This window comes from Sulfitobacter sp. JL08, from assembly GCF_003352045.1.
Lineage (GTDB): Bacteria > Pseudomonadota > Alphaproteobacteria > Rhodobacterales > Rhodobacteraceae > JL08.
On the sequence record NZ_CP025815.1, the window covers coordinates 2511857 to 2536001 of the forward strand.

At 59.8% G+C, this 24145-nt stretch carries 26 protein-coding genes; 17 read left to right on the top strand and 9 right to left on the bottom strand.

Annotated features, from left to right (window positions below):
* Positions 1–225 precede the first annotated feature (225 nt).
* From C1J05_RS12280 to C1J05_RS12285, 3 genes are all read left to right on the top strand, one after another.
* Positions 226–627 (top strand): DUF3307 domain-containing protein, encoded by a 402-nt coding sequence (locus C1J05_RS12280; protein WP_302622773.1) that lies wholly within the window; start codon positions 226–228, stop codon positions 625–627.
* Between the two features lie 180 nt (positions 628–807).
* Complete coding sequence (locus C1J05_RS21495; RefSeq protein ID WP_162798060.1) at positions 808–948, top strand: hypothetical protein; 141 nt, start codon at positions 808–810, stop codon at positions 946–948.
* 62 nt (positions 949–1010) lie between these two features.
* Positions 1011–1343: a TfoX/Sxy family DNA transformation protein gene (locus C1J05_RS12285; RefSeq protein ID WP_114870500.1), complete on the top strand. Its 333-nt coding sequence runs from the start codon at positions 1011–1013 to the stop codon at positions 1341–1343.
* 9 nt (positions 1344–1352) lie between these two features.
* On the opposite strand, the gene ndk is transcribed toward C1J05_RS12285, so the two are convergent.
* A complete protein-coding gene (gene ndk, locus C1J05_RS12290) occupies positions 1353–1775 on the bottom strand; it encodes a nucleoside-diphosphate kinase (protein ID WP_114870501.1) in 423 nt (140 codons plus the stop codon).
* A gap of 135 nt (positions 1776–1910) precedes the next feature.
* On the opposite strand from ndk, the gene C1J05_RS12295 reads away from it, so the two are divergent.
* The 6 genes from C1J05_RS12295 (at position 1911) to C1J05_RS12315 (ending at position 8102) form a co-directional block, all read left to right on the top strand.
* Positions 1911–3770, top strand: a complete 1860-nt coding sequence (locus C1J05_RS12295) for an ABC-F family ATP-binding cassette domain-containing protein (RefSeq protein WP_114870502.1) — start codon at positions 1911–1913, stop codon at positions 3768–3770.
* Complete coding sequence (locus C1J05_RS12300; RefSeq protein ID WP_205388942.1) at positions 3770–4381, top strand: MarC family protein; 612 nt, start codon at positions 3770–3772, stop codon at positions 4379–4381. The genes C1J05_RS12295 and C1J05_RS12300 overlap by 1 nt, the downstream gene beginning before the upstream one ends.
* A gap of 53 nt (positions 4382–4434) precedes the next feature.
* Entirely contained in the window at positions 4435–5016 is a 582-nt protein-coding gene (locus tag C1J05_RS12305; protein WP_114870504.1) for a retropepsin-like aspartic protease family protein, read from the top strand.
* A 78-nt stretch (positions 5017–5094) separates the two neighbouring features.
* Entirely contained in the window at positions 5095–5997 is a 903-nt protein-coding gene (locus C1J05_RS21880) for a M81 family metallopeptidase (protein WP_254684592.1), read from the top strand.
* Between the two features lie 60 nt (positions 5998–6057).
* Positions 6058–6576, top strand: coding sequence for an MlrC C-terminal domain-containing protein (locus C1J05_RS21885; protein ID WP_254684798.1), 519 nt, complete (start codon positions 6058–6060; stop codon positions 6574–6576).
* Positions 6577–6680: 104 nt separating this feature from the next.
* Complete coding sequence (locus tag C1J05_RS12315; RefSeq protein ID WP_114870505.1) at positions 6681–8102, top strand: sulfatase-like hydrolase/transferase; 1422 nt, start codon at positions 6681–6683, stop codon at positions 8100–8102.
* 33 nt (positions 8103–8135) lie between these two features.
* Here the strand turns inward: C1J05_RS12315 and C1J05_RS12320 are convergent, their stop codons facing one another.
* A complete protein-coding gene (locus tag C1J05_RS12320) occupies positions 8136–8597 on the bottom strand; it encodes a DNA polymerase III subunit chi (RefSeq protein ID WP_114870506.1) in 462 nt (153 codons plus the stop codon).
* 3 nt (positions 8598–8600) lie between these two features.
* A complete protein-coding gene (locus C1J05_RS12325; protein ID WP_114870507.1) occupies positions 8601–10079 on the bottom strand; it encodes a leucyl aminopeptidase in 1479 nt (492 codons plus the stop codon).
* Positions 10080–10208: 129 nt separating this feature from the next.
* On the opposite strand from C1J05_RS12325, the gene lptF reads away from it, so the two are divergent.
* Genes lptF through rsmA form a run of 6 tightly spaced genes read left to right on the top strand, consistent with a single transcriptional unit; the run spans position 10209 to position 17619 of the window.
* Positions 10209–11336, top strand: a complete 1128-nt coding sequence (lptF, locus tag C1J05_RS12330; RefSeq protein ID WP_114872294.1) for an LPS export ABC transporter permease LptF — start codon at positions 10209–10211, stop codon at positions 11334–11336.
* Entirely contained in the window at positions 11333–12436 is a 1104-nt protein-coding gene (gene lptG / locus C1J05_RS12335) for an LPS export ABC transporter permease LptG (RefSeq protein ID WP_114870508.1), read from the top strand. Before lptF ends, lptG begins: the two co-directional genes overlap by 4 nt.
* Positions 12436–14598, top strand: coding sequence for an LPS-assembly protein LptD (locus C1J05_RS12340; protein ID WP_114870509.1), 2163 nt, complete (start codon positions 12436–12438; stop codon positions 14596–14598). The genes lptG and C1J05_RS12340 overlap by 1 nt, the downstream gene beginning before the upstream one ends.
* Positions 14595–15812: a peptidylprolyl isomerase gene (locus C1J05_RS12345; protein ID WP_254684593.1), complete on the top strand. Its 1218-nt coding sequence runs from the start codon at positions 14595–14597 to the stop codon at positions 15810–15812. Before C1J05_RS12340 ends, C1J05_RS12345 begins: the two co-directional genes overlap by 4 nt.
* Positions 15809–16786, top strand: coding sequence for a 4-hydroxythreonine-4-phosphate dehydrogenase PdxA (gene pdxA, locus C1J05_RS12350; protein WP_114870511.1), 978 nt, complete (start codon positions 15809–15811; stop codon positions 16784–16786). Before C1J05_RS12345 ends, pdxA begins: the two co-directional genes overlap by 4 nt.
* Positions 16783–17619: a 16S rRNA (adenine(1518)-N(6)/adenine(1519)-N(6))-dimethyltransferase RsmA gene (gene rsmA, locus C1J05_RS12355; RefSeq protein ID WP_114870512.1), complete on the top strand. Its 837-nt coding sequence runs from the start codon at positions 16783–16785 to the stop codon at positions 17617–17619. The genes pdxA and rsmA overlap by 4 nt, the downstream gene beginning before the upstream one ends.
* Positions 17620–17622: 3 nt before the next feature.
* On the opposite strand, the gene C1J05_RS12360 is transcribed toward rsmA, so the two are convergent.
* The 3 genes from C1J05_RS12360 to prfA all read right to left on the bottom strand — a co-directional run bounded on the left by C1J05_RS12360 (position 17623) and on the right by prfA (position 20336).
* A complete protein-coding gene (locus C1J05_RS12360; protein WP_114870513.1) occupies positions 17623–18207 on the bottom strand; it encodes a DUF4167 domain-containing protein in 585 nt (194 codons plus the stop codon).
* Between the two features lie 246 nt (positions 18208–18453).
* Complete coding sequence (gene prmC, locus C1J05_RS12365) at positions 18454–19263, bottom strand: peptide chain release factor N(5)-glutamine methyltransferase (protein WP_114872295.1); 810 nt, start codon at positions 19261–19263, stop codon at positions 18454–18456.
* A gap of 17 nt (positions 19264–19280) precedes the next feature.
* Positions 19281–20336: a peptide chain release factor 1 gene (gene prfA, locus C1J05_RS12370; protein ID WP_114872296.1), complete on the bottom strand. Its 1056-nt coding sequence runs from the start codon at positions 20334–20336 to the stop codon at positions 19281–19283.
* A gap of 61 nt (positions 20337–20397) precedes the next feature.
* On the opposite strand from prfA, the gene C1J05_RS12375 reads away from it, so the two are divergent.
* On the top strand, positions 20398–20685 hold the full coding sequence (locus C1J05_RS12375; protein WP_114870514.1) for a hypothetical protein: 288 nt from the start codon (positions 20398–20400) through the stop codon (positions 20683–20685).
* On the opposite strand, the gene C1J05_RS12380 is transcribed toward C1J05_RS12375, so the two are convergent.
* The 3 genes from C1J05_RS12380 to C1J05_RS12390 are packed head-to-tail and all read right to left on the bottom strand — an operon-like array spanning position 20626 to position 23197.
* On the bottom strand, positions 20626–21030 hold the full coding sequence (locus C1J05_RS12380; protein WP_368073706.1) for a DUF1499 domain-containing protein: 405 nt from the start codon (positions 21028–21030) through the stop codon (positions 20626–20628). The genes C1J05_RS12375 and C1J05_RS12380 overlap by 60 nt on opposite strands.
* 22 nt (positions 21031–21052) lie before the next feature.
* Complete coding sequence (gene speB / locus C1J05_RS12385) at positions 21053–22024, bottom strand: agmatinase (protein WP_114870516.1); 972 nt, start codon at positions 22022–22024, stop codon at positions 21053–21055.
* Between the two features lie 3 nt (positions 22025–22027).
* Entirely contained in the window at positions 22028–23197 is a 1170-nt protein-coding gene (locus tag C1J05_RS12390) for a M20 aminoacylase family protein (RefSeq protein ID WP_114870517.1), read from the bottom strand.
* 64 nt (positions 23198–23261) lie between these two features.
* Here C1J05_RS12390 and mazG point away from each other — a divergent pair, with 64 nt between their 5' ends.
* Positions 23262–24092 (top strand): nucleoside triphosphate pyrophosphohydrolase, encoded by an 831-nt coding sequence (gene mazG, locus C1J05_RS12395; RefSeq protein ID WP_114870518.1) that lies wholly within the window; start codon positions 23262–23264, stop codon positions 24090–24092.
* Positions 24093–24145 lie beyond the last annotated feature (53 nt).

Consider the following 24145-nt stretch of genomic DNA (forward strand, 5'->3'; position numbering starts at 1 on the left):
ATGGGTTCGGCCTAAAATTATCTTGGTGCAATGTGCGAATACAAAGTGCCTGAAAACAGGCCCCTGACCCTGGGTCACAATCTAGCCGTCAAAGGGCGCTTTGTTCAAACAAAACTTTGCGGCGAACATATTGGCAACGCTTCTACCCGAAAATGTGGCGGGTGGAATTGCGCGCCGCGCGGCAGACCAGTAGCATTGATCGAAACGGGATGGAGGAAATTGGCAGTGTCAGACACTGTTTTTGTGGTATTGATCTTATTGTTTCTGTTTCAAATCAAGCACATGCTGGCTGATTACTTTCTTCAGACCGAACGAATGCTCGTGGGGCGGGATCAGTATTTCCATTTGGGGCGGATGCAGCACGCACTGGTCCACGCACTGGGATCGGCCATTGTTTTTGCGATGGTTCTGACCCAGCCCGCCTTTATTCTGATCACGGTCCTGATCGAAGCGGTTGTGCATTTCCACATCGATTGGGGCAAAGCGCGTTATTCCGACAAAGCCGGATACACCCCTGCGGATGCGGGATTCTGGCGCGCTGCGGGTGTCGATCAGGCTCTGCACCAGATGACCTATGTCGGGATGCTGGCCGCCTGGGTTCTTTATACCGCGCCAGATACCGGGTAAGCGCAATAACCGGTGCGCGCCCGTGCCCGTTCTGCCATATTTGCGCGTCTGCCCTGCACCCATTTCGCAGAATAAACGCGTTACCTCCCCATGCATGCCGCAATATCAGCGGATCGTGATGGCTGACCCGTACAGTGCCTCTTGCACTTGCGGGGACAACCTGTAACGAGGATTTTAGTAATGGCACAATCGACACCACCGGCAACACCGCCGGAAAAAGGAAAACCCGAATTGCAAGACACACCGGCATCAAACACTGCCCCGGCCAATCCCAAGGACACGGCGAAAACGCCGCCGATCACGGATTACGCCAGTTTGTAAGCCGGCCGTCGCGCCGCCAAAAGACGGATGACAGCATTGCCACCGGCGCATAGGCTTGGCCCATGTCCGATCCGGTTTCTTCCATCCGCAACCTTGGCCCCGCGTTTGAGGCAAGCTGCGCGCGCGCAGGCATTCACAGCGCACAGGAACTGCACGCCCTGGGCGCCGACGCCGCCTATGCGCGGCTGCTGGAAACCGGCACACAGCCCCATTTCATAGGCTATTACGTTCTGGTCATGGGTCTGCAGGGCCGTCCGTGGAACGATTGCAAGGGCAAGGAAAAAGACGCCTTGCGCGTCCGTTTTGACGCGATCAAGGCCGCCAGCCACGACAAAGGCCGCTCCGATTTCGAAGCGGCCCTTGATAAAATCGGTGTGATCGACCGCAAGCGGTAGACCGGCAGGTCAGCCCACCAGTTCCAGACCCGAAAAGAAATACGCAATCTCGACTGCGGCTGTTTCCGGTGCGTCCGAACCGTGCACGGAATTTTCGCCAACGCTTTCTGCGAATTCGGCGCGGATGGTGCCAGCTGCGGCATCAGCAGGGTTGGTTGCGCCCATGACTTCACGGTTTTTTGCAATTGCGCCTTCGCCTTCCAGAACCTGCGCAACGATCGGGGCCGATGCCATGAATTCGCACAATTCGCCATAAAACGGACGTTCTGCGTGGACTTTGTAAAACTCGCCCGCTTGTGCCAGCGTCAGGTGAATACGCTTTTGCGCCACGATACGCAGACCTGCGTCTTCGAATTTCTTGTTGATCGCACCGGTCAGGTTGCGACGTGTGGCATCGGGCTTGATGATCGAAAATGTGCGCTCTAGGGCCATGGGGACTACTCCGGTTGTTCGGGATGCCGAAAATGGCACAAACCCGTCTTGATGAATCGCGGGTCAGGTAGCATGGCACCGCTGCGTTGAAAAGCGGCGATTGACGCGGCGCGCTGGTTGCGCCAAACCGCGCGGATGTTACGGATCACAGATATCACCTATTCGGTCGAAGGCCGCCCGCTGTTTGTCGAGGCGTCGGCCACCATTCCCACAGGCCACAAGGTGGGCCTGATCGGGCGCAATGGTGCGGGCAAGACAACCCTGTTCAAACTGATCAGGGGCGAACTGCCACTTGAAAACGGCACCATCACTTTACCCTCGCGGGCCCGCATTGGCGGCGTTGCACAGGAAGTGCCCGGAAACGAGGTGTCGCTGATCGATACGGTTCTGGCCGCCGATACCGAACGGGCCGCATTGCTGGCCGAAGCCGAAACCGCCACCGATCCGGGGCGGATTTCCGACATTCAGACGCGGCTGAGCGATATCGATGCATGGTCGGCCGAAGCGCGTGCCGCCTCGATCCTCAAAGGGCTGGGCTTTGAACATGCAGAACAGCAAATGCCCTGCTCTGCCTTTTCCGGCGGATGGCGGATGCGGGTGGCACTGGCCGCCGTTCTATTTGCGCAGCCCGATTACCTGCTGCTGGACGAACCGACCAACTATCTTGATCTGGAAGGCGCGCTGTGGCTTGAGGCCTATCTGGTCAAATATCCGCATACGGTGATGATCATCAGCCATGATCGCGAATTGCTGAACCGGTCTGTCGGGGCAATTCTGCATCTGGAAGACAAGAAACTGACCTATTACACCGGCAATTACGACAGTTTTGCCCGCCAGCGCGCGGCGCAACGCGCGGTACAGACCGCCGCCGCCAAGAAACAGGATTTGCGGCGGGCGCATTTGCAGGCCTTCGTCGACCGCTTCAAGGCCAAGGCGTCCAAGGCCAAACAGGCACAAAGCCGGGTTAAAATGCTGGAAAAGATGGAAACCATCCGCGCGCCCGAAGATGCGGCGCGCACGGTGTTCAAATTTCCCGAACCCGAAGAACTGTCGCCCCCGATCATCGCGACCGAAGGTGTTTCGGTGGGCTATGACGGCACCGTCGTGCTGGGCCATCTGAACCTGCGCATTGATCAGGACGACCGGATCGCCCTGCTGGGGCGCAATGGCGAAGGCAAATCAACCCTGTCCAAACTGCTGTCCAACCGGCTGGATCCGATGGGCGGCAAGATGATCAGCTCAAACAAGCTGCGCATCGGGTTCTTCGCGCAACATCAGGTCGAAGAATTGCGCGTTGACGAAACGCCGCTGCAACACCTTCTGCGCGAACGCGCCGCCGAAGGTCAATCCAAGCTGCGCGCGCGACTGGCCAGTTTCGGCCTTGGCCCTGATCAGGCCGACACCGAGGTGGGCCGCCTGTCGGGCGGGCAAAAGGCGCGCCTGTCCCTGTTGCTGGCCACCCTGCCCGCGCCGCATCTGCTGATCCTGGACGAGCCGACCAACCACCTTGACATCGAAAGCCGCGAGGCGCTGGTCGAGGCGCTGACCGCCTATTCGGGTGCGGTGATCCTTGTCAGCCACGATATGCACCTTCTGTCGATGGTCGCCGACCGGTTGTGGCTGGTCAAGGACGGGCGCGTGAAACCCTATGACGAGGATTTGCAGGCCTATCGCAAGATGCTGCTGAGTGCCGACAAACCCGCCAAGGACAAGGCAGCCAAACCGCAACCCAAGGCGCGCCTTGTATCGCGCGATATGGTGCTGGCGCTGAAATCGGATGTGCGCAAGGCCGAGGAACGTGTGACCAAGCTGAACGACATGCGCGACAAACTGGCCAAGAAACTGGCCGATCCGGCGCTTTATGAACAGGACAAGCTGGGTGAAATGGCCGTCTGGCAAAAGAAATACGCCGAAGTGATGGAGGCGCTGGACCGCGCCGAGGCGTTGTGGATGGCGGCCCTTGAGAAGCTTGAAAAAGCCAGTGAATCCGCGTGATGGACAGCGCGTTCCTGATCACCGCCTTTGTCACGCTGTTCGTGATCATCGATCCGATCGGCCTGCTGCCACTGTTCGCGGCGCTGACCCAGGGCATGTCGGCGCGGGACCGGCGCATAATAGGCCTGCGCGCCTGCGTTGTGGCCGGGTTCTTGCTGTGCATCTTCACCCTGTTCGGCGAGGCCGTTTTGGGTTTCGTGGGAATTTCCATGCCCGCCTTTCGCATTGCGGGCGGTATTCTGCTGTTTCTGACAGCGCTGGACATGCTGTTTGAACGGCGCACCAAACGGCGCGAAGACCGCGCCGATGACCGCCCCGACCCGTCTGTGTTTCCGCTGGCCATCCCGCTGATCGCCGGGCCGGGATCAATCGCGACGGTGATCCTGCTGGCCGCACAAAACCCCGGTGCGCAGGGTCTGACGCTGGTCATTGGTGTGATGCTGTCGGTAATCCTGGTGACATTTGTGTTTTTCCTTGGCGCCGGTGCGCTGGAAAAACTGTTCGGCAAGACTGGCATCAACGTCATCACGCGATTGCTGGGCATGTTGCTGGCCGCGCTGTCTGTGCAATTCGTGCTGGACGGTCTGCGCGATTTCGGCTTTGCCGCGTGAACCCGGGCTACGCCCACCCTATATAGGCAGGGTATGCAACGCGGAGTTTCGGAATGAACGGCGATGATTTTGGCAGATTGATCTATCTGGTGCTGCTTGGCGCGGTCATTGCAGGCTGGTTTTTCATGCAGAACCGCAATTCCCTGAACAAAACACTGCAACATGCGGCGGTCTGGGGCTTGATCTTTATCGGCGCGATTGCGGTGGCCGGATTGTGGAACGATATCCGCAGCACACTGAACCCGGCGATGGCACGGTTCGAAGGTGATGGCACGATCACTGTGCCACGCGCCATCGACGGGCATTATTACCTGACGCTGGACATCAACGGCGCGCCGGTGCGTTTTGTCGTGGATACCGGCGCATCAGACATGGTGCTGACCCATGACGATGCCGAACGCGCAGGTCTGGTGCTGGATAATCTTGCCTATGTCGGAAAGGCACAAACCGCCAACGGCATCGTCGAGATTGCCCCTGTCTGGCTGGATCGCGTCGCGCTGGGATCAATCGTGGACACCGATGTCGGCGCCTCGGTCAATTCCGGCGATATGGGGCAATCCCTGCTGGGCATGCGCTATCTGCAGCGTTTTCAGAAGATCGAGATTTCCGGCGGTGAACTGGTGTTGACGCGCTAGGGTTAAGGGCGCAAGCATTGCGACACCTGCTTTTGGTCAACTCACCTGCAGCCTTGCGCACATCATAGGGGGGCGACAGTGACGCTTCGCATCCTGACGGCTGAAATTTCGCACGAAACGAACACGTTCAACATCCGGCCCACGGACCTTCAGGATTTTCGCAACCGGTTCCTGCTGGACGGGGCGTCTGCCGTTGCGGCGCGTGGCGCGGCGAACACAGAACTGGCCGGAGTGCTGGATACCGGCCGCCGCTACGGCTGGGACGTGACGCACGTGATCAGTGCCGCCGCCGGCCCCGGCGGGCGCGTGACGGACGATGCATTCGATCACATCTGCGCGCCCCTGATGCGAGCCGCCGAAACAGGCGCATGGGATGGCATCCTGCTGATGCTGCACGGCGCAATGGTCACCGCATCCTTCGAGGATGGCGATGGCGAAATCCTGCGGCGGCTGCGCGCCATCCCCGGCCCCGATTTGCCCGTTGCCGTCACGCTGGACCCGCATGCCAATGTCAGCACGGCAATGTGCGCGCTGGCGCAGATTCTGGTGTCTTACACCACCTATCCGCATGTTGATTTTCGCGCCACGGGCCGGCGGGCGGCGGAAGTGCTGAACCGGACAATACATGGCGAAATCCAGCCCCAAACCCCGCGGGTGCACCGCCCCATGCTGGAAGAGGCGAATGGCGGGCGGACCGATATCGGGCCGATGATTGAACGCCACGCCATGGCGCGCGCTTTCGAGGCGCGCGCGGGCGTTTATGCCGTCAGCATCAATGGCGCGTTTCCCAATGCGGATATCGCCGAAGTCGGCCCAACCGTTCTGGTGACTGCCGAAATCGGGCTGACGCAAGCGCAAGACATCGGAGAAGAGATTGCCGATGATATCTGGCAGCGTCGCGATGAACGACTGAATACCTATCTGGACGTGGCCGAAGCAGCCGAGGTTGCGCGCGTCTGGAAAACCGGCAGCGGCCCGTAGATCATCGCCGATTATGCGGACAATCCGGGGGCCGGCGCATACGGAGACGCGACCGCCCTGCTGAATGCCTTGCTGAAGGCAGATGTCAGTGACGCATGTTTCGGGTCTCTGGTCGATCCACAGGCCGCCATGATCCTGCAATCACAAACTGTCGGGTCAACCGTGACGCTGGCGATTGGCGGCAGGACCGCACCAGAGTTTGGCGGTGGCCCGCTGAATGTGACCGGTACGCTGAAATGGCGCGGCAACGGAGACGTCACAGGCAGCGGCCCCATTCTGGGCGGATTGCATCGCAGTTTCGGCGCGACGGCGGTTCTGAATGTTCAGGGCATCGATATCCTGATCGTCAGCATCGCCCACCAGATGCTGGACCTGCGGCAGTTCGAAACCTTCGGCATCATGCCCGCGGACTACCGCGTTGTCGCGCTGAAATCGATGCAGCATTTTCGCGCCGCATTTGCCCCGATCGCCGGGCGGATCATCGTGTGTGACAGTGGCGCGCTGTGCACGATGGATTACGCCAAGATGCCCTATGTCAACGTGCCCCGCCCCATGCACCCGCTGGATCAGATCGACTGATCCCGGTCTGCCCATCTTGATTTAGCCAAAGCTTGCCTATCAGGCTGGCCCCATGCAACGCTGATCCAATGCCTCCACCGCCTGCCCATCCCAAAGGACATCCGATGACAATAGGTAATGTGATCGTCATTATGACAGACGAACTGCGCCGCGATTTTCTGGGATGTTATGGCAATCCACTGGTCAAGACGCCCCATCTGGATCGCCTTGCCGCGCGGGGTGCGCGGTTTGATGCCGCCTATACCCCGTCACCCATCTGCGTGCCCGCGCGTGCGTCCATTGCAACAGGGCGATACGTGCATGAAACCGGATGCTGGTCCAACGCCCAACCCTATCACGGTGCACCGGACAGCTGGCATCACAAGCTGCGCCAGTCGGACCGCACGATATCATCAATCGGCAAGCTGCATTTTCGCAGTCCCGATGATGACAACGGCTTTAGCGAGGAAATCCGCCCGCTGCATGTGCGCAACGGGCTTGGCTGGGTTCAGGGTTTGTTGCGCGATGACATGGATATGTTCGATGCCTCGGGCTTTGCCACCCATATCGGCCCCGGTGACGACCCATATACGCAATATGACAGGTCAGTGTGCGCACAGACGGTTGACTGGATCAGACAGCGCGCCGCCACACCACATGACACGCCTTGGGGGCTTTACGTGTCGTTTCTGCGCCCGCATTACCCGCTGACCTGTCCGCAGGAATTCTATGATCTTTATGACCCTGATCAGGTACCGATGCCCCGTGCCGCCACAGCGGGCAGCGGTGCGGATCACCCGATACTGGAAGGCTTGCGACAGTCCTGCAATTTCGATGCGCCGTTCACGGATGACACCCGCAGGATCGCTGTGGCGTCGTATTACGGGCTGTGTTCGTTTGTTGATCAGATGGTTGGCCAGATTCTGACCGCGCTGGAACAAGGCGGGCTTGACCAGAGCACAACCGTCATTTTCACCAGCGATCACGGCGAATGCCTGGGCGATCGCGGATTCTGGACCAAGATGGTGATGTACGAAGAGGCGACGGCCGTGCCCCTGATCATGACCGGACCGGGTATAGAACCGGGCGTGCACACTGCGCCGGTCTCCCTGATCGATCTTTACCCGACGGTTCTTGATCTGGCCGGTATCGCCCGCCCCGATGATGCCCCGCGATATGCGCGCAGCCTGCTGGCGGCGCTGGATGCGCCTGACCCGGACCGCGCGATCCTGTCGGAATACCACGATTACGGCGCGCAAACCGGCATGTTCATGCTGCGCCGGAACCAGTGGAAGCTGGTGCTATACCCCGGATATGAAAGCCAGTTGTTCGATCTGGAAACCGATCCGGGCGAAACGATTGATCTGGCGGCTGATCCGGGCCATGCAACGGTGCTGGCCGACATGACAAACGCCTTGCACAAGATCATCGACCCCGATCAGGTGAACGCGCAGGCCTTTGCCGATCAGGCCCGGCGCATCAGGGAACTGGGCGGGCGCGATGCCATTCGCGCCATGCCGGGTTTTGATCATACACCGGTCGAATAACCGGGAATATCCGGCGCGAAAACGTCCGAAAGATCAGCCTTTTTCCGCTTTCTTTTCCCAGCGCCCGCCGTCTTCGGACCAGTATTGCGCCGCACATCCCGCATCTGTCAGCGCCTTCCACTGTCCGCGGGCGTGATTCAGCGCAGTGGCATCATTGCCGTCAAACAGGACACAGACCCGTTCCAGCCTGTGCACATCTTCGGCGTTGACATCGGCACCGTCGACGGCCATCAGGCATTCGGCGTTGTTGCCGCCAACCGCATCGGTGCCCAGCAAAACCGGCTGTTCGGCGTCATGCGGGCCACCGGCCAGCCCGTGCGGCAGAAAACTGTCATCCGCTCCCAGCCACAACTGTTGATCCAGCCACGCCATGCGCGCAGGATCGCTGCCGCGCACGGCGATGCGCCAACCGGCCTGCCGCGCCTTGCCCAGCAACTGTGGCAAGGTGCGTTCCAGCGGGGTCTGGGTCAGATGATAGAAATAGACCGCGCCCATTTGCTACTTGGCCTCGAACCGGTCCTGCACCAGACGGTTCAGCGCCATGACCCCCCAACCGGTCGCGCCTTTGGGCGCATAGGCAGTTTCGGTCGTCACCGACGCCACACCGGCAATATCCAGATGAATCCACGGCGTGCCGTCCTTCACGAACCGGCCCAGAAACTGCGCCGCCGTGACAGACCCGGCAGCACGACCGCCCAGATTTTTCATATCGGCGATACGCGATTTCAGCAGATCGTCGTAATCCTGCCCCAGCGGCATACGCCACGCGCCTTCTTTTTCCGCCCCAGCCGATTTGAGGAACGCGTTACAGAACGCATCGTCATTGGAAAACACACCGGCGTTGAAATGGCCCAATCCGATGATGATCGCACCTGTCAGCGTGGCCAGATCAACCATGCCCGCCGGTTTGAAACGATCCTGAGCGTACCACATGACATCACACAGAACCAGACGGCCTTCGGCATCGGTATTGATCACTTCTACCGTGTCGCCTTTCATCGATTTGATCACATCTCCGGGGCGCGTGGCCGAACCGGACGGCATGTTTTCAACCAGACCGACCAGCCCCACGACATTGGCCTTGGCCTTGCGCAGGGCCAGCGCGCGCATCACGCCCGCCACAACACCTGCCCCGCCCATATCCATGGTCATGTCTTCCATACCTGCGGCCGGTTTCAGCGAAATACCGCCGGTGTCGAACACAACGCCTTTGCCTACCAGCGCAAGGGGTGCGTCGCCTTTCTTGCCGCCGTTCCATTGCATCACGACAACTTTGGAAGGGCTGTCGGACCCCTGCCCGACACTCAGCAAGGTGCGCATGCCCAACTGTTCCAACTGGTCTTCGTCCAGCACTTCGACCTCAAGCCCCAGATCGGACATATCCGAAAGGCGTTTGGCAAATTCCGTGGTGGTCAGCACATTGGCCGGTTCGTTCACCAGATCGCGGGTCATGAACACGCCTTCTGCCACGGCCAGAAGCGGCGCGCCAGCAGCGCTTACCTCATCCGGTTTGGACACCATAAAGCGGACATCACCCGCGGGCTTGTCATCGTCTTTCGGGGTCTTGTGATCGTTGAACTCATAGGCCCGCAACGCCAGACCATAGGCGATTTCCGCCGCTTTTGATGCAGTTCCGGCCAACACGAGCAGTGCTGCCGACCCTTTCTGACGCGCCAGTGTCGCCCCGCCCTTGCGCGCATCCTCGATCGACGTGCGGCGCGGCAGGTACAGAACGTCGACAGCCGCACAGGCCATGCCGGCGGGAAAGGCCATACTGTGCACATCACCGGGTTTGGCCTTGGAAAATGCATCGCCTTCAACCAGACGCGCCAGCGCGCCACGGGTCAGACGGTTGACGCGCCGCGCCGCCATATCAAGCCGTTTGGCGGGGTCGACAACAACCGCAACACGCCCGGTTACTGTGGCAATCTGGTCGATATCCGTCTCTTCAAAGGCAATGTTTACAACCTTGGTCATGCTCTGCTCCTGATCCTTTTGACACACAGGTAACGCGCCTCTGGCCATATGACCAGATAGCAGTTTTCCCCGGAATCAATTTGCTTTAACGTCCCGCCAAGTTCCATGTTCCCGTCCGGAGGGGCCGTAGTGTCGAAATTTGACAGATATGTCCTGTCACAACTGCTGGTATTGTTCGGATTTTTTTCGCTAATTCTTGTTGCCGTATTCTGGATCAACAAGGCGGTATCGCTGTTTGACAAGCTGATCGGCGACGGGCAATCAGCCATGGTATTCCTGCAATTCTCGGCGCTGACCCTGCCCAGCCTGATCGAGAAAATGATCCCTGTCGCATCGTTCGCAGCCACCGTTTACGTGACCAACCGCCTGAACAATGAAAGCGAACTGACCGTGATGCAGGCCACCGGCAGCAGCCCCTGGCGCCTTGCGCGCCCGGTGATCGCTTTCGGGCTGGTCATCATGGTCATGATGTCCTTTCTGACCCATCTGCTTGTGCCCATATCGGTGCAGCAACTGGGCCTGCGCGAAGCCGAAATCACCCGCAATGTCACCGCCAAACTGCTGAGCGAGGGCGAGTTTCTGCACCCCAGCAGCGGCGTCACCTTTTACATCGGGTCGATCGATCCGGATGGAGGATTGAACAACGTCTATCTGTCCGATCGCAGGGAACCATCGAAAACAGTCACCTATACATCGGCGGCGGCCTATCTTGTGCGCAACGGCACCTCGACCAACCTGATCATGGTCGATGGAATGGCACAGCAATATGTCAGCGCAACGCAACGTCTTTCCACAACAAGCTTTTCCGATTTTTCCTATGACATCAGCGCCCTGACGCAACGCGATACCGCGCGCGGCCGGACATTCCGCGAAGTGACCACGTTCGAAATGTTTGGCAAGAGGGACCAGATCAGCGCGGAAACCAATGCGCGCCCGGCGCAGGTCGCGCGCGAGATGCATGATCGGTTTGCCGCGCCGCTGTTCAGCATTGCGGCGGCTTTGGTCGGGTTTTCGACCCTGCTGATGGGCGGGTTTTCGCGCTTTGGCGTGTGGCGTCAGGCGGCTTTTGCCCTTGCCATTCTGATCAGTCTGGAGGCCGTACGCAGTGCGCTTGTCGGCCCGCTGGAACGCAATGACGATCTGTGGCCGGTGCTTTACATTCCTGCCCTTCTGGGTCTGTTGATCAGTGCGCTGTTCCTGTTCATTGCGGCACGGCCAACCCTGTTGCGGCCATCGCGATTGCGGGGGGCCACATGATCCTGCATTTCTATTTCGCGCGCCGTTTCGCAAAAAGCTTTCTGGCACTCGCCTTTATCTTTTTCTGCCTGATCGTGCTGATCGACAGCGTTGAACAAATCCGCAAATTCCGCGATCAAACCGATGTGGGTCTGCCCGAACTGGTTCAACTGACATTGCTGAACGTCCCGCAGGCTATGAATGAAATCCTGCCGCTGATCGTCATTCTTGCGACGATATTGCTGTTCATCAATCTGGCCCGCAGCAGCGAACTGGTGGTGACGCGCGCAGCGGGCCGGTCTGCCTTAAGCGCGCTGATGGCGCCGGTCGGCGTGGCACTGATCATCGGCGGCATGACCGTCACCCTGCTGAACCCGATCGTCGCGGCGACGACGAATTACTACAGCTCGCTGGAAGACGCTTACAAAAGCGACGGGTCGGCCACATTTTCGATCAGCGATGAGGGGCTGTGGCTGCGTCAGGGCGACCCGCAGGAACAGACAGTAATTCATGCCTCGCGCACCAGTGGCGAGGCTCTTATCCTTTATGAAGTGACGTTTCTGACCTTCAACGCGGCAACCGGCCATCCGGTGCGCCGGGTCGAAGCCAGCAGTGCGCAGCTGAAACCCGGCAACTGGGAACTGCGCAAGGCCAAGCTTTGGCAACTGGTTCCCGGCACCAATCCCGAAGCGAACGCCGAGTTTCATGACACGCTGGTCGTGTCCTCATCGCTGACACTGGACCGTATCCGCAATTCCTTGGGAACACGGGCCAGCATTTCGGTATGGGATCTGCCCCGCTACATCACGCAACTGGAACGGGCCGGGTTTTCTAGCCGCCGCCATCAGGTCTGGTATCAATCCGAACTGGCGCGCCCGTTGTTTCTGGTGTCGATGGTGCTGATCGCCTCGGCCTTTACCATGCGGCACACACGGTTCGGTGGCACTGGCATCGCCGTCCTGACCGCTGTGATGGTCGGGTTCGGATTGTATTTTGTTCGCAATTTCGCGCTTATTCTGGGCGAAAACGGCGAATTGCCGGTTCTGCTGGCAGCATGGGCGCCGCCTATTGCGGGCACGCTTCTGGCTTTGGGTCTGTTGCTTCATGCGGAGGACGGGTGATGCACAGACTGCTTGCCATCCTTGTTCTGCTGTTTGGTCTGGGTCAGGGTATTCACGCACAGGAAACCGCGGAACCCGCACCGGCAATTCTGGTCGCTGACAGCGTTTTCATCAGCAACAACAACACGCTGGTTGCTGAAGGCAATGTAGAGGCCCTGCAGGGCGACATCCGGCTTCGGGCACGCAAGATCACCTATGATCAATCTACGGGCAAGATGCAGATCACCGGCCCGATCATCATCCAGCAGGGTGAAAACCAGACCATTCTGGCAGATGCTGCGACGCTGGATGATACATTGCAGGATGGTCTGGTGACCGGCGCACGGCTGGTGCTGAACCAGCAATTGCAGCTTGCCGCAGTCAGCATCGCGCAATCGGGCGGACGCTACAGCCAGCTTTACAAGGCATCTGTCACGTCGTGTCGGATCTGCGACGATGGCCAGCCCCCGCTGTGGCAAATCCGTGCCAAGCAGGTTGTGCATGACCGTGCGGAACGGCAGCTCTATTTTGACGAGGCGCAGTTTCGCATTCTGGATGTTCCGGTTCTTTACGTGCCGCGCCTGCGCCTGCCCGACCCGACACTGACCCGCACGACAGGTTTTCTGATCCCGACCGTCAAAAGCACCACCCAGCTTTCGACGGGTGTGAAAGTGCCCTATTTCATCGCAATAGGGGATGACAAGGATCTGACGCTGACGCCTTATGTTTCGTCGCGCACCCGTACATTGCAGTTTCGCTACCGGCAGGCGTTTCGCAACGGCGATCTTTATGCAGAAGGCGCGCTAAGCAACGATGATCTGGAAATGGGCGGAACACGCGGATACCTGTTTGCCGATGGTGCGTTCGATCTGCGGGACGATTTCAAACTGGCCTTTGAAATCGAGGCGACCAGCGACAAGGCCTATCTGCTGGATTACGATTATTCGGACACCGACCGCCTGACGTCTTTCATTGAAATCAGCCGCACCAAGCGCGATCGCTTTTTTGCCGCGAACCTGACACATTTCAATTCCCTGCGCGAAAACGAAAGCAATTCAACACAAGCGTCCCTGGTGGGCGATGTGTTTTATGATTACCGGTTTTTTCCGACCGCAATCGGCGGCGAGGTTCGGGTGGAAAGCAACCTTCATTCGCACTACCGGTCGTCCGATCTGGCCACTGACGGGCCGGATGCCGATCTAGAGGTCGATGGCCGCGATGTTACCCGTCTCAGCACCGATGTGGCCTGGATTGAGGGGTGGAACCTGCCCAGCGGGCTACGGGCGGACGCGCGGTTGGGGGTTTCGGTCGATCTGTTCCACATCCGTCAGGACAGCACCTATAAATCATACCAGACCGAAGTTCTGCCCCAAAGCGCACTGGCGCTGCGCTATCCCATGACCCGTGCAATGCCCGGTGGCGCGGTGCAGTTTCTGGAACCGCTGGCTCAGGTTGCGTGGATCGGCAGTTCATCGAATTCGGTACCGAATGACGAAAGCACAAGGGTTGATTTTGACGAAGGAAACCTGTTGGCCCTGTCACGTTTTCCGGCGCAGGACCGGCGCGAAAACGGGCTGGTGGGGGCCTACGGGGTAAACTGGGCGCGGTTCGACGAAAACGGCTGGGATGCGCGGCTGAGTGTCGGACAGGTCATCCGCGAGACTGCCGATCTGGATTTTACGCGCACTTCGGGCCTGACCGGAACCCGTTCGGATTTTCTGGTGGCAGGGCAACTGAAAGCCAAGAACGGGTTCAGGCTAAGTGCCCGCACCCTGTTTGATGACGACCTGAATTTTTCGAAAGCGGAAATTCGATCGCTTCTGCGCACGAAAAGGGTTGATTTCATCGGCAGCTATGTCTGGCTGGCCAAGGATTTCGAAGAGGACCGCGACCGTGATGTTTCGGAACTGGCGCTGGCGGGCAGCGTGCCGATCAGCCGCCATTGGACGGCAAGCGCCAACTGGCGTTATGATGTTGTCGACTCGGGTCCGACACGGGCGGGTGCGGCGCTGACATACCGAAATGAATGTGTTGAGGTTGATCTTTCCGTTCAGCGGCGCTTTACCTCTTCGGGAAGTGTTGAGCCCTCGACCAGTTTCGGTTTTACCGTCGCCTTGCGCGGGTTTAATGTAACAACGGGCACAGAAAATTACACACGATCATGTGGGAAGCAGGCAAAATGAAAAACTCGCTGACGTTAATGCTGGCTGTCGGGACATCGCTGATGCTGTCAGGCACGATACCGGCCGTCGCACAAAACCCCTTTGAAGCCGTCATCAAGGTGAACGAAGACACCATTACGCGCTTTGAACTTGAACAAAGAGAACAGTTTTTGCGCGCGCTGAACGCCCCCGGCGACAATGCGGCCCAAGCCCGGCTTGGCCTGATCGAAGACCGCCTGAAAGCACAGGCCACCGGCGATGCCGGACTGGTCGCAGAAGAGGCCGGAATTGACGCCGGTATGGAAGAATTCGCCGGTCGCGCCAATCTGACCAAGGATGAATTTATTGCTCAGCTCAAGGAACTGGGCGTTTCGGAAGAAACCTACCGCGATTTTGTGGCCGTTGGCATCACGTGGCGCGAACTGGTGCGATTGCGCTATGGCGGACAGGTCGAAGTGTCCGAAGCCGAGATTGATCGCGCATTGGAGGCCACCGGCACGGCAGGTGTGCGCGTGCTGATTTCGGAACTGATCATGCCCGTGCCCCCGGGCCGCGAGGCCGAGATTGAGGAACTTGCCGACAACCTGTCCAAAATCACCTCAATCGAGGAATTTTCGGCCGCGGCGCGGTTGTATTCAGCGACCGCCACACGCGATGAAGGCGGCAAACTGGATTGGATGGCTTTGAATTCACTGCCACCGGTGCTGCGTCCGCAATTGCTGACTCTGGGCAATGGCGAAGTGACAGCACCCATTCCGATCCCCGATGCCATCGCCCTGTTCCAGATGCGGGGCATTCAGGAAACCCAGACACCGGCAGCCTCTTTTGCCGCGATTGAATATGCGACCTATCTGATACCGGGCGGGCGCACTGAACCCGCGCTGGCGCGGGCCGCAGAGATCAAGGCGCAAGTCGACGTGTGCGATGATCTTTATGGTGTGGCGTTCGGCCAGCCCGAAACGGTCCTCAGCCGTGAAAGCCTGCCACCGGCACAAATACCCAGCGATATCGCTATGGAACTGGCCAAACTGGATGACGGCGAAGTTTCAACCGCCCTGACGCGCGCAAATGGCCAGACACTGGTTTTTCTGATGCTCTGCGGGCGCACGACAGCAATCAGCGAAGATGAAACCCGCGAAGATGTTGCGGCGTCGTTACGTTCGCAGCGGATCAATGCGTTTTCGGATGCCTATCTGGATCAGTTGATGTCTGACGCGCGGATCATCGAAAAATGACGCATGCCCTGCGCGCACCTGTTGCGCTCAGCTGTGGGGAGCCGTCCGGCATCGGCCCGGAAATCGCGCTGAAAGCCTGGCAGGCCATCGGGCATGAGGTGCCGTTTTTCTGGATCGGTGATCCGGCGCATTTGCCCGCGGGTGCAGAATGGCATGCGATATCCGCACCAGATCAGGTAATGGCGTCGCAACAGACCACGATGCCGGTTCTTGAACACCGATTTGCCGCGCCTGCGCCAGCCGGCGTACCCGCGCCCGAAAACGCCCAAAGTGTCATTGATGTCATAGCGCGGGGTGTAGATCTTGTGCGGTCAGGACAGGCGGCGGCCCTGTGCACCGCCCCGATCCACAAAAAGGCGCTTCAGGATGGGGCGCAGTTCGCCTATCCGGGACATACCGAATATCTGGCGGCACTGGGCGGAACAGACCGTGCGGTCATGATGCTGGCCAGTGATCAACTGCGGGTCGTGCCCGTGACCATCCACATCGCGCTGGCCGACGTGCCCAAATCCCTGACGCCGGACCTGCTGCGCGAAACCATCGACATCACAGCAACCGGACTATCGCAGCATTTTGGCCTGCCGGCACCGCGGATCGCCGTTGCGGGGCTGAACCCGCACGCCGGTGAAGGCGGCGCTATGGGGAGCGAGGAACTGGACTGGATCACTCCTCTGATCCGTGAAATGGCCGCGACTGGCCTGTCCATCAGCGGCCCGCATCCCGCCGACACCCTGTTTCACGCAGCGGCGCGCGCGCGCTATGACGTGGCAATCTGCATGTATCACGATCAGGCGCTGATCCCGATCAAGACACTGGATTTCGATCGCGGGGTGAATGTCACGCTGGGCCTGCCGTTTATCCGCACTTCGCCCGATCACGGCACAGCCTTCGATATCGCGGGACAGGGCATCGCCAACCCAACCAGCCTGATCGAGGCATTGCGCTGCGCCGCGCGGATGGCCGGCAGCGCATGATTGATGCTCTGCCCCCCCTGCGCGACGTGATTGCCGCCCATGATCTTAAGGCGCGCAAATCGCTGGGGCAGAATTTTCTGCTGGATCTGAACCTGACATCAAAGATCGCGCGCCAGGCGGGCGATCTGTCGGGCTGTGATGTGCTGGAAATCGGGCCCGGTCCGGGTGGGTTGACCCGCGGCCTGCTGGCATCGGGTGCGCGCCGCGTTCTGGCCATCGAAAAAGACAGCCGCTGCCTGCCCGCGCTGGAACAGATCGCCGCCGCCTATCCGGGCCGACTGCACATTCTTCAGGGCGACGCGCTGGATATTGATCCGCTGGACCATCTGACACCGCCGATCCGGATCATTGCCAACCTGCCCTATAACGTGGGCACGGAATTGCTGATCCGCTGGCTGACACCACATGACTGGCCGCCCTTCTGGCAAAGCCTGACGCTGATGTTCCAGCGTGAGGTGGCAGAACGTATTGTCGCCACGCCCGGGTCAAAGGCTTATGGGCGTCTGGCGTTGCTGGCGCAATGGCGCTGCGACGCGCGTATTGTGATGTCGCTGCCACCCGGCGCGTTTACGCCACCGCCAAAAGTATCCAGCGCCGTGGTGCACCTGACCGCCCTGCCCGCGCCCCGCTATCCAGCCGATCCCGACGTGCTGTCGCGGGTTGTGGCCGCAGCATTCAACCAGCGCCGCAAAATGCTGCGCTCGGCGCTGAAAGGGTACGGGGCCGATATAGAGGGCAAACTGGTATCCGCCGGAATAAAACCGACGGATCGGGCGGAACAAATCTCGCTTGAACAGTTTTGTGCGCTGGCCCGCGTGTTAAAGCAGGCCTAGCCGTTACTCTGCCGCTTCCGGTGCGTCGCCCTGGGCCTTTGGCTTGGGCTTGCGCCGCGCGCGGGGTTTGGCTGGTTTGCTTTCCGGTGTTTCAACCAGCCCGCTGTCACCATTGTCGGAGCGATCTGCATCGGACGTATCAACCGGCATTGGCGGCATCATCGGCGATGTCGGTGAAGTCTGCGCGGCGGGTTCGTCAGACGAATCCTGCCGTGGCGCCTGTTGCTGCTGGGGCTGTGCCGCCTGCTGGGCATCACGGTCGGCGCGTTCACGGTCGCGTTCGGCCTGACGTTCACGGTTCTGGCGTTCCTGCTCCTCGCGGCGCTGTTCCATTTCACGCATCGCTTCGCCCAGCATCCGCAGGTAATGTTCGGCGTGTTGCTGGAAATTTTCGGTCGCCACGCGATCGTTGCCCAGCTGCGCATCACGTGCCAACTGGTTGTATTTGTCGATGATCTGCTGCGGCGTACCGCGCACTTTACCTTCGGGGCCGGAACTGTCGAACACACGGTTTACAACGTTTCCGCCTGAATTTTGGGGTCTGTTACGGTTCGATTTCGACCGCGAACGGGATTTTGAAGATCTCATTAACTCTGCAAGAGCCTTATTCTCGCTGTCTTTGCACCCGTTTTGCGCCTCGTGCGCTCTTGTCATTTCCGGGCCTGCGACATGTTGGGCTTAGTATTGCACGGGACCGCCAAAGGCATCCACCGAAGCAACACCTTTGAGTAAACATGTACGGGACGTCCAGACAAGGGCTAACTGACCCGAATGCATCGAATTTGGCGAAAAAAGCACAGAATAGGCGGTAATCCCGCGCCAAATCCGGCGAAATCAGGCCCAATGGGCCAAAATGACCCGGTCGCGCCCGTCCAGATCGGACAAAACAGCGACATCCGTCCAGCCGCAGGACTCAAAGATCGCTTTGACCTCGGCACCCTGCTGCCAGCCGATTTCAACCAGAACACGGCCCCGTGGCGTCAGATGATCCTGCGCCTGCGCTGCGATGATGCGATAGGCGCTTAGCCCGTCTGATTCGTCCGTCAGCGCAAGGCGGGGTTCATGTTCGCGCAGTTCCGGCGCAACGTCCTGCATTTCGTCCGCCGCCAGATAGGGCGGGTTCGACACGATCAGATCAAACCGCCCCTTTACGTTTTCAAACCAGTCCGACTGGCGGATGTCAGTGCGATCGCTGTTCTGATGCAGCACCGCATTGGCGCTGGCCTGCAAACAGGCCGCCGCACTGACATCGACACCGACACCCTGCGCATCGGGTTGTTCCGCCAGCAATGTCACCAGAATGCAGCCTGATCCGGTGCCCAGATCAAGCACGGAACGAAAGGGCACGGCCAGCGCCGCTTCGATCAGGGTTTCGGTTTCGGGGCGCGGGTCCAGTACATCGCGGCTGATCTTGAACCGGCGCCCGTAAAATGCGCGCTCTCCCACCAGATGCGACACTGGTACGCGGATTGCGCGCAAAGACACCAGATGTTCAAACCGGTCTTCGATATCGGGTGCCAGATCTTCTGGTGCGATCAGGGTTACGCGGGTCGCATCAATGCGCGCGGCATGGGCCAGCAACACCCGCGCATCCCGCGCCGGATCGTCCACTCCTGCGGCCCGCAGGCGCGCTGTCGCAGTCATCAGGGCCTCGGCGGCGGTCACGTTCCCAACTCGGCCAACTGGCGGGCCTGATCGTCGGCCTGCAGCGCATCGATCACTTCGTCCAGATCACCGGCCATCACCGCATCCAGCTTGTAAAGCGTCAGGTTGATCCGGTGATCTGTCATCCGCCCCTGCGGAAAATTATAGGTTCTGATCCGTTCCGAGCGGTCACCACTGCCCACCTGCGCGGCGCGGGATGCGCTGCGCTCACTGTCGACGCGCTGGCGTTCCAGATCGTAAAGCCGGGTTTTCAGCACCTGCATCGCGATCTCGCGGTTGCGGTGCTGTGATTTTTCCGAAGACGTGACGACAATTCCGCTGGGCAGATGGGTGATGCGCACCGCGGAATCGGTGGTGTTCACGTGCTGTCCCCCCGCCCCGGAAGAGCGCATCGTATCAATCCGAAGGTCGTTGGGATCAACGGTGATGTCTACATCCACCGCTTCGGGCAGCACGGCCACCGTTGCCGCTGAGGTGTGAATGCGCCCGCCGCTTTCGGTGGTAGGCACCCGCTGCACGCGGTGCACGCCGCTTTCGTATTTCAGACGGGCAAAGACGTTTTCACCCTTCACATGCGCGACCACTTCCTTGACGCCGCCCAGTTCGGTCAGCTGTTCCTCGATGATCTCGAATTTCCAGCCGCGCGCTTCGGCATAGCGCTGATACATCCGCAGCAGATCACCGGCAAACAGCGCCGCTTCGTCGCCGCCGGTTCCGGGGCGGATTTCCACCATGGCGGGGCGTGCGTCAGCCTCGTCCTTGGGCAACAGCGCCAGTTGCAAGGCTGCCTCGGCCTCGGGCAGTTTGGCCTTTAACGCCGGTAGTTCCTCTTCGGCCAGCGCCTTCATATCGGGATCGGCCAGCATGGCGCGGGCATCCTCCATATCACGCAGGATCCGGCGGTACGCCTCGATCTGGGCCACGACGGGGCGCAGATCGGAATATTCCTTGGCCAACGCGGCAATATCACCGGAATGTGCGCCATCGGCCATCTTGGCCTCAAGAAACTGAAACCGCTGGGTGATCTGTTCAAGGCGTTCTTCGGGAACCATCGGCGCGGTGTCCATTATCAAAAGGCTTTGGTCAAGTGGCAGAGCGTGCTAATATACCGCCATGATCCGACTGTGTAGCCTAATTTTCCTGATCGCGGCGCCTGCCATGGCCGATGTCACCGGTCCGGGGGGCAAAACCGTGGAATGTTATTGCACCGACACATCCGGCAGCCGCATCGAATTGGGACAGACGATCTGCCTTCAGGTCGATGGCCGGATGTTCATGGCGCAATGCCAGATGTCGCTGAACGTGCCGATGTGGCGCGAAGTGCAGCAGGGATGCCTGTCGTCAGAGTTGGAGCGCCCGCAAAACCCGCTCCAGTCGGTTGCGGTTGACGCCCATATCTGACGTACCGAACCGCAACCGCGCATACATTTTTAACGTGTTCCCCGCCTGTTCCACCGTCGTATAATCTGGAAATCCGAAGATAAGTGAGCGTGTTTCATAGGTTATACGCCCTTCTTCAACCGATCCGGCAATCACCTTTGTGCGCGGCAAGGCACGCATTTCCTGATCTACGCGGGGCAGCGAATCCGGGCCGACCTGAACAATGCGGACCGCCCCACCGGGCACATCCTGATTGCTTTGCGCCTCGATCGGGCGATGCCAGCGGTCCGTATCTGTCGGGCCGAACCGGATATAGGCCAGTCCGGCCACGGCTAGGGCCAGAATGACCCATCCAAGCGTTGCCATCCGCATAACCCCTTGCGCCGTCCTATTTACCCTTGCCGTGGGTGTTATACCCCAGCAGGCACAGGATTTCCGTCGCCACATGCGCGCCCGCCACTGCGGTGGCCCCTGTTGTGTCATAGGCGGGCGACACTTCGACGATATCACCGCCAACGATGTTGATACCGGCGATATCACGCAGGATGATCGCGGCCTGTCCTGATGACAGCCCGCCCCAAACCGGCGTTCCCGTACCCGGCGCAAAGGCCGGATCAAGCCCGTCAATATCAAAGGTCAGATAGGTCGGGTGATCGCCCAGAATATCCCTGATCTTTTTTGCGGCGGCCACGGGGCCTTTTTCATGCACTTCGCGCGCATCGATCGTGTGCACGCCCAACGGGTCGGGGTTGGTGGTGCGAATGCCTACCTGAACCGAACGCGCCGGATCGACCAGACCCATCTTGACCGCCTTGTAGAACATCGTGCCGTGATCAATCCGGTCCATATCGTCATCGGGCCATGTATCGGAATGGGCATCGAACTGCAGCAAAGAGATCGGGCCGTATTTTTCGGCATAGGCCTTGAGGATCGGGAAACTGATATAGTGGTCCCCGCCCAGCGTCAGCGATGCGGCGCCAGCCTGAAGAATGGTTTTGATATGTGCGGTCAGCGTGGCCGGAAACTCGGACACGCGGGCATAATCAAAGGCCAGATCACCATAATCCACGATGGCCATGTCCTGCATCGGATCAAAGGGCCAGCCATAGGGCGGATCATACGGTTGCAACGTGCTGGCCTCGCGGATGGCGCGAGGGCCGAAACGGGTGCCGGTGCGGTTTGTCACCGCCTGATCGAACGGCACGCCCGTCACCGCCACATCAACACCGCGCAAATCCTTGGAATATTTGCGCCGCAGAAACGATGTGGCCCCGCCAAACGCGTTTTCAAAGCTGTTGCCTTTCAGATCATCGCGGGTAAACGCCTGATCCACCTGTTCTTTTGCCTCGTACAAAGCCATGTCTTATGCCCCCTTGACTGGTTGCGCGCGTTCCACAAGCCGCGCGAAAAACGATGCGCCCACCGGCGCAATCTCATCATTGAAGTTGTATTTGGGATGGTGCACGCCTGCGCCATCACCCTGCCCCAGCATCAGATACGCACCGGGGCGCGCTTCGAGCATATAGGAAAAATCCTCGGCCCCCATGACCGGTTCAAACGCGGCGTCTACATTGGTGTCTCCGGCCACGTCACGGGCAATCTCGGCCGCGAAATCCGCCTTGCGCGCATCGTTGATCGTGGGCGGATAGCCGAACTCGAAATCCAGTTCCGCCGTCACGCCAAAACTGGCGGCGTGCCCGGCGACGATCTCTTCCATGCGCTTGACCACCATCGCCTGAACCTCTTTGTCAAAGGTGCGCACCGTGCCGTTGATATAGGCGGTTTCGGGGATCACATTATCGGTTGTGCCGGTGTGGATCTGCGTTACCGAAATCACCAATTCGTTTGCGGTCTTGTGGTTGCGGCTGACGATGGTTTGCAACGCCTGCACGATGGCCACCGCCGCCACCACCGGATCAACACAATCTTGCGGGCGCGCGGCATGCCCGCCCCTGCCCGTCACGGTGATGTGAAACGTGTCCGCCGCCGCCATGATCGCGCCGCGCGTGGTAAAGAAATTGCCGAAATCCTTGCCCGGCGCATTGTGCAGGGCGTAAACCTCGCCGATGTCGAACCGGTCCATCACGCCTTCTTGCACCATCACTTCGCCACCGCCGCCGAATTCTTCGGCCGGCTGAAACAGCAAGGCGACACGCCCCGCGAAATTGCGGGTTTCGGACAGGTATTTGGCCGCGCCCAGCAGCATCGCGGTATGACCGTCGTGGCCGCAGGCATGCATTTTCCCCGGATGGGTGCTGGCATAGTCAACGCCGGTTTCTTCGGTGATCGGCAACGCATCCATATCGGCGCGCAAGCCGATGGTCGGGCCTGCACCCTGCCCGTTGATGATGGCCACGATACCGGTTGTCGCGATCCCTTCATGCAGTTCGTCGACACCGAATTCGCGCAACCGGTCGGCCACAAACGCCGCCGTCTGGTGACATTCCAGCCCCAGTTCCGGGATCGTATGCAGGTGACGCCGCCACGCGGTCATATCTGCGCTGAAATCAGCGATACGGTTGACAACGGGCATGGGGTGGACTCCTTGGGCGGTTTGATTTCACAGTCCATCTGACACCCAAAAGGACACAGCCGCAATGCCCGATGACACGTTGATTCACGATCCCGATGGCGGAATGGAGCGTTTGCTGGAAATCATGCGCCGCCTGCGCGATCCTCAATCCGGATGCCCCTGGGACATTGAACAGGATTTCGCCAGCATCGCGCCCTACACGATCGAAGAAGCCTATGAGGTGGCCGATGCGATCGAACGGGCCGACTGGGCCGAACTTGAGGGCGAATTGGGCGATTTGCTGCTGCAAACCGTCTATCACACCCAGATGGGGCAGGAAGCGGGGCATTTCAGTTTTGACAGCGTCGTGCGCGCCATTGCCGACAAGATGGTGGCCCGTCATCCGCATGTTTTCGGCGACGAAACCCGCGACAAATCCGCGGATCAGCAAACCGCCGACTGGGAAAAGATCAAGGCGGCAGAACGCGCGGGCAAGGATCAGGGCGGTGCGCTGGACGGGGTCGCGGTGGGCCTGCCTGCGTTGTTGCGCGCCTATAAACTGCAAAAACGCGCCGCCCGCGTCGGATTTGACTGGCCATCGACAGATCAGGTGCTGGACAAGATCATCGAAGAGGCCCGTGAACTGACCGAGGCATACGAAACCCACAGCACGGATGAAACCGAAGAGGAATTCGGTGATCTGCTGTTTGTCATGGCCAATCTGGCACGGCACATGAAGATCGACCCCGAAGCGGCCCTGCGCCGCGCCAACGCCAAATTCATCCGCCGCTTTGCCGGGGTCGAGGCGCGGCTGGCCGCGCAAGGCAAACGCCCGCAAGACAGTGATCTGTCCGAAATGGATGCGCTTTGGGACGCGGTCAAGGCGGACGAGCGCAAGGGCATGTCCGCCGACTGAAAATCGGGGCATGGACATCAGCACGACGAGTTGCGAATGTCCGCGCCAAACCC

Coding starts and splice junctions, on each gene's coding strand:
- C1J05_RS12320 (WP_114870506.1), bottom strand. CDS start 8,597: ATGGGCGCGGTCTATTTCTATCATCTGACCCAGACCCCGCTGGAACGC.
- speB (WP_114870516.1), bottom strand. CDS start 22,024: ATGGCTTTGTACGAGGCAAAAGAACAGGTGGATCAGGCGTTTACCCGC.
- lptG (WP_114870508.1), top strand. CDS start 11,333: ATGATCCTGCATTTCTATTTCGCGCGCCGTTTCGCAAAAAGCTTTCTG.
- C1J05_RS12390 (WP_114870517.1), bottom strand. CDS start 23,197: ATGCCCGTTGTCAACCGTATCGCTGATTTCAGCGCAGATATGACCGCG.
- C1J05_RS12300 (WP_205388942.1), top strand. CDS start 3,770: ATGGACAGCGCGTTCCTGATCACCGCCTTTGTCACGCTGTTCGTGATC.
- C1J05_RS12375 (WP_114870514.1), top strand. CDS start 20,398: ATGATCCGACTGTGTAGCCTAATTTTCCTGATCGCGGCGCCTGCCATG.
- C1J05_RS12380 (WP_368073706.1), bottom strand. CDS start 21,030: ATGGCAACGCTTGGATGGGTCATTCTGGCCCTAGCCGTGGCCGGACTG.
- prfA (WP_114872296.1), bottom strand. CDS start 20,336: ATGGTTCCCGAAGAACGCCTTGAACAGATCACCCAGCGGTTTCAGTTT.
- pdxA (WP_114870511.1), top strand. CDS start 15,809: ATGACGCATGCCCTGCGCGCACCTGTTGCGCTCAGCTGTGGGGAGCCG.
- mazG (WP_114870518.1), top strand. CDS start 23,262: ATGCCCGATGACACGTTGATTCACGATCCCGATGGCGGAATGGAGCGT.
- C1J05_RS12305 (WP_114870504.1), top strand. CDS start 4,435: ATGAACGGCGATGATTTTGGCAGATTGATCTATCTGGTGCTGCTTGGC.
- C1J05_RS12295 (WP_114870502.1), top strand. CDS start 1,911: ATGTTACGGATCACAGATATCACCTATTCGGTCGAAGGCCGCCCGCTG.
- rsmA (WP_114870512.1), top strand. CDS start 16,783: ATGATTGATGCTCTGCCCCCCCTGCGCGACGTGATTGCCGCCCATGAT.
- prmC (WP_114872295.1), bottom strand. CDS start 19,263: ATGACTGCGACAGCGCGCCTGCGGGCCGCAGGAGTGGACGATCCGGCG.
- C1J05_RS12325 (WP_114870507.1), bottom strand. CDS start 10,079: ATGACCAAGGTTGTAAACATTGCCTTTGAAGAGACGGATATCGACCAG.
- ndk (WP_114870501.1), bottom strand. CDS start 1,775: ATGGCCCTAGAGCGCACATTTTCGATCATCAAGCCCGATGCCACACGT.
- C1J05_RS21495 (WP_162798060.1), top strand. CDS start 808: ATGGCACAATCGACACCACCGGCAACACCGCCGGAAAAAGGAAAACCC.
- C1J05_RS12345 (WP_254684593.1), top strand. CDS start 14,595: ATGAAAAACTCGCTGACGTTAATGCTGGCTGTCGGGACATCGCTGATG.
- C1J05_RS12315 (WP_114870505.1), top strand. CDS start 6,681: ATGACAATAGGTAATGTGATCGTCATTATGACAGACGAACTGCGCCGC.
- C1J05_RS12340 (WP_114870509.1), top strand. CDS start 12,436: ATGCACAGACTGCTTGCCATCCTTGTTCTGCTGTTTGGTCTGGGTCAG.
- C1J05_RS12360 (WP_114870513.1), bottom strand. CDS start 18,207: ATGAGATCTTCAAAATCCCGTTCGCGGTCGAAATCGAACCGTAACAGA.
- C1J05_RS12285 (WP_114870500.1), top strand. CDS start 1,011: ATGTCCGATCCGGTTTCTTCCATCCGCAACCTTGGCCCCGCGTTTGAG.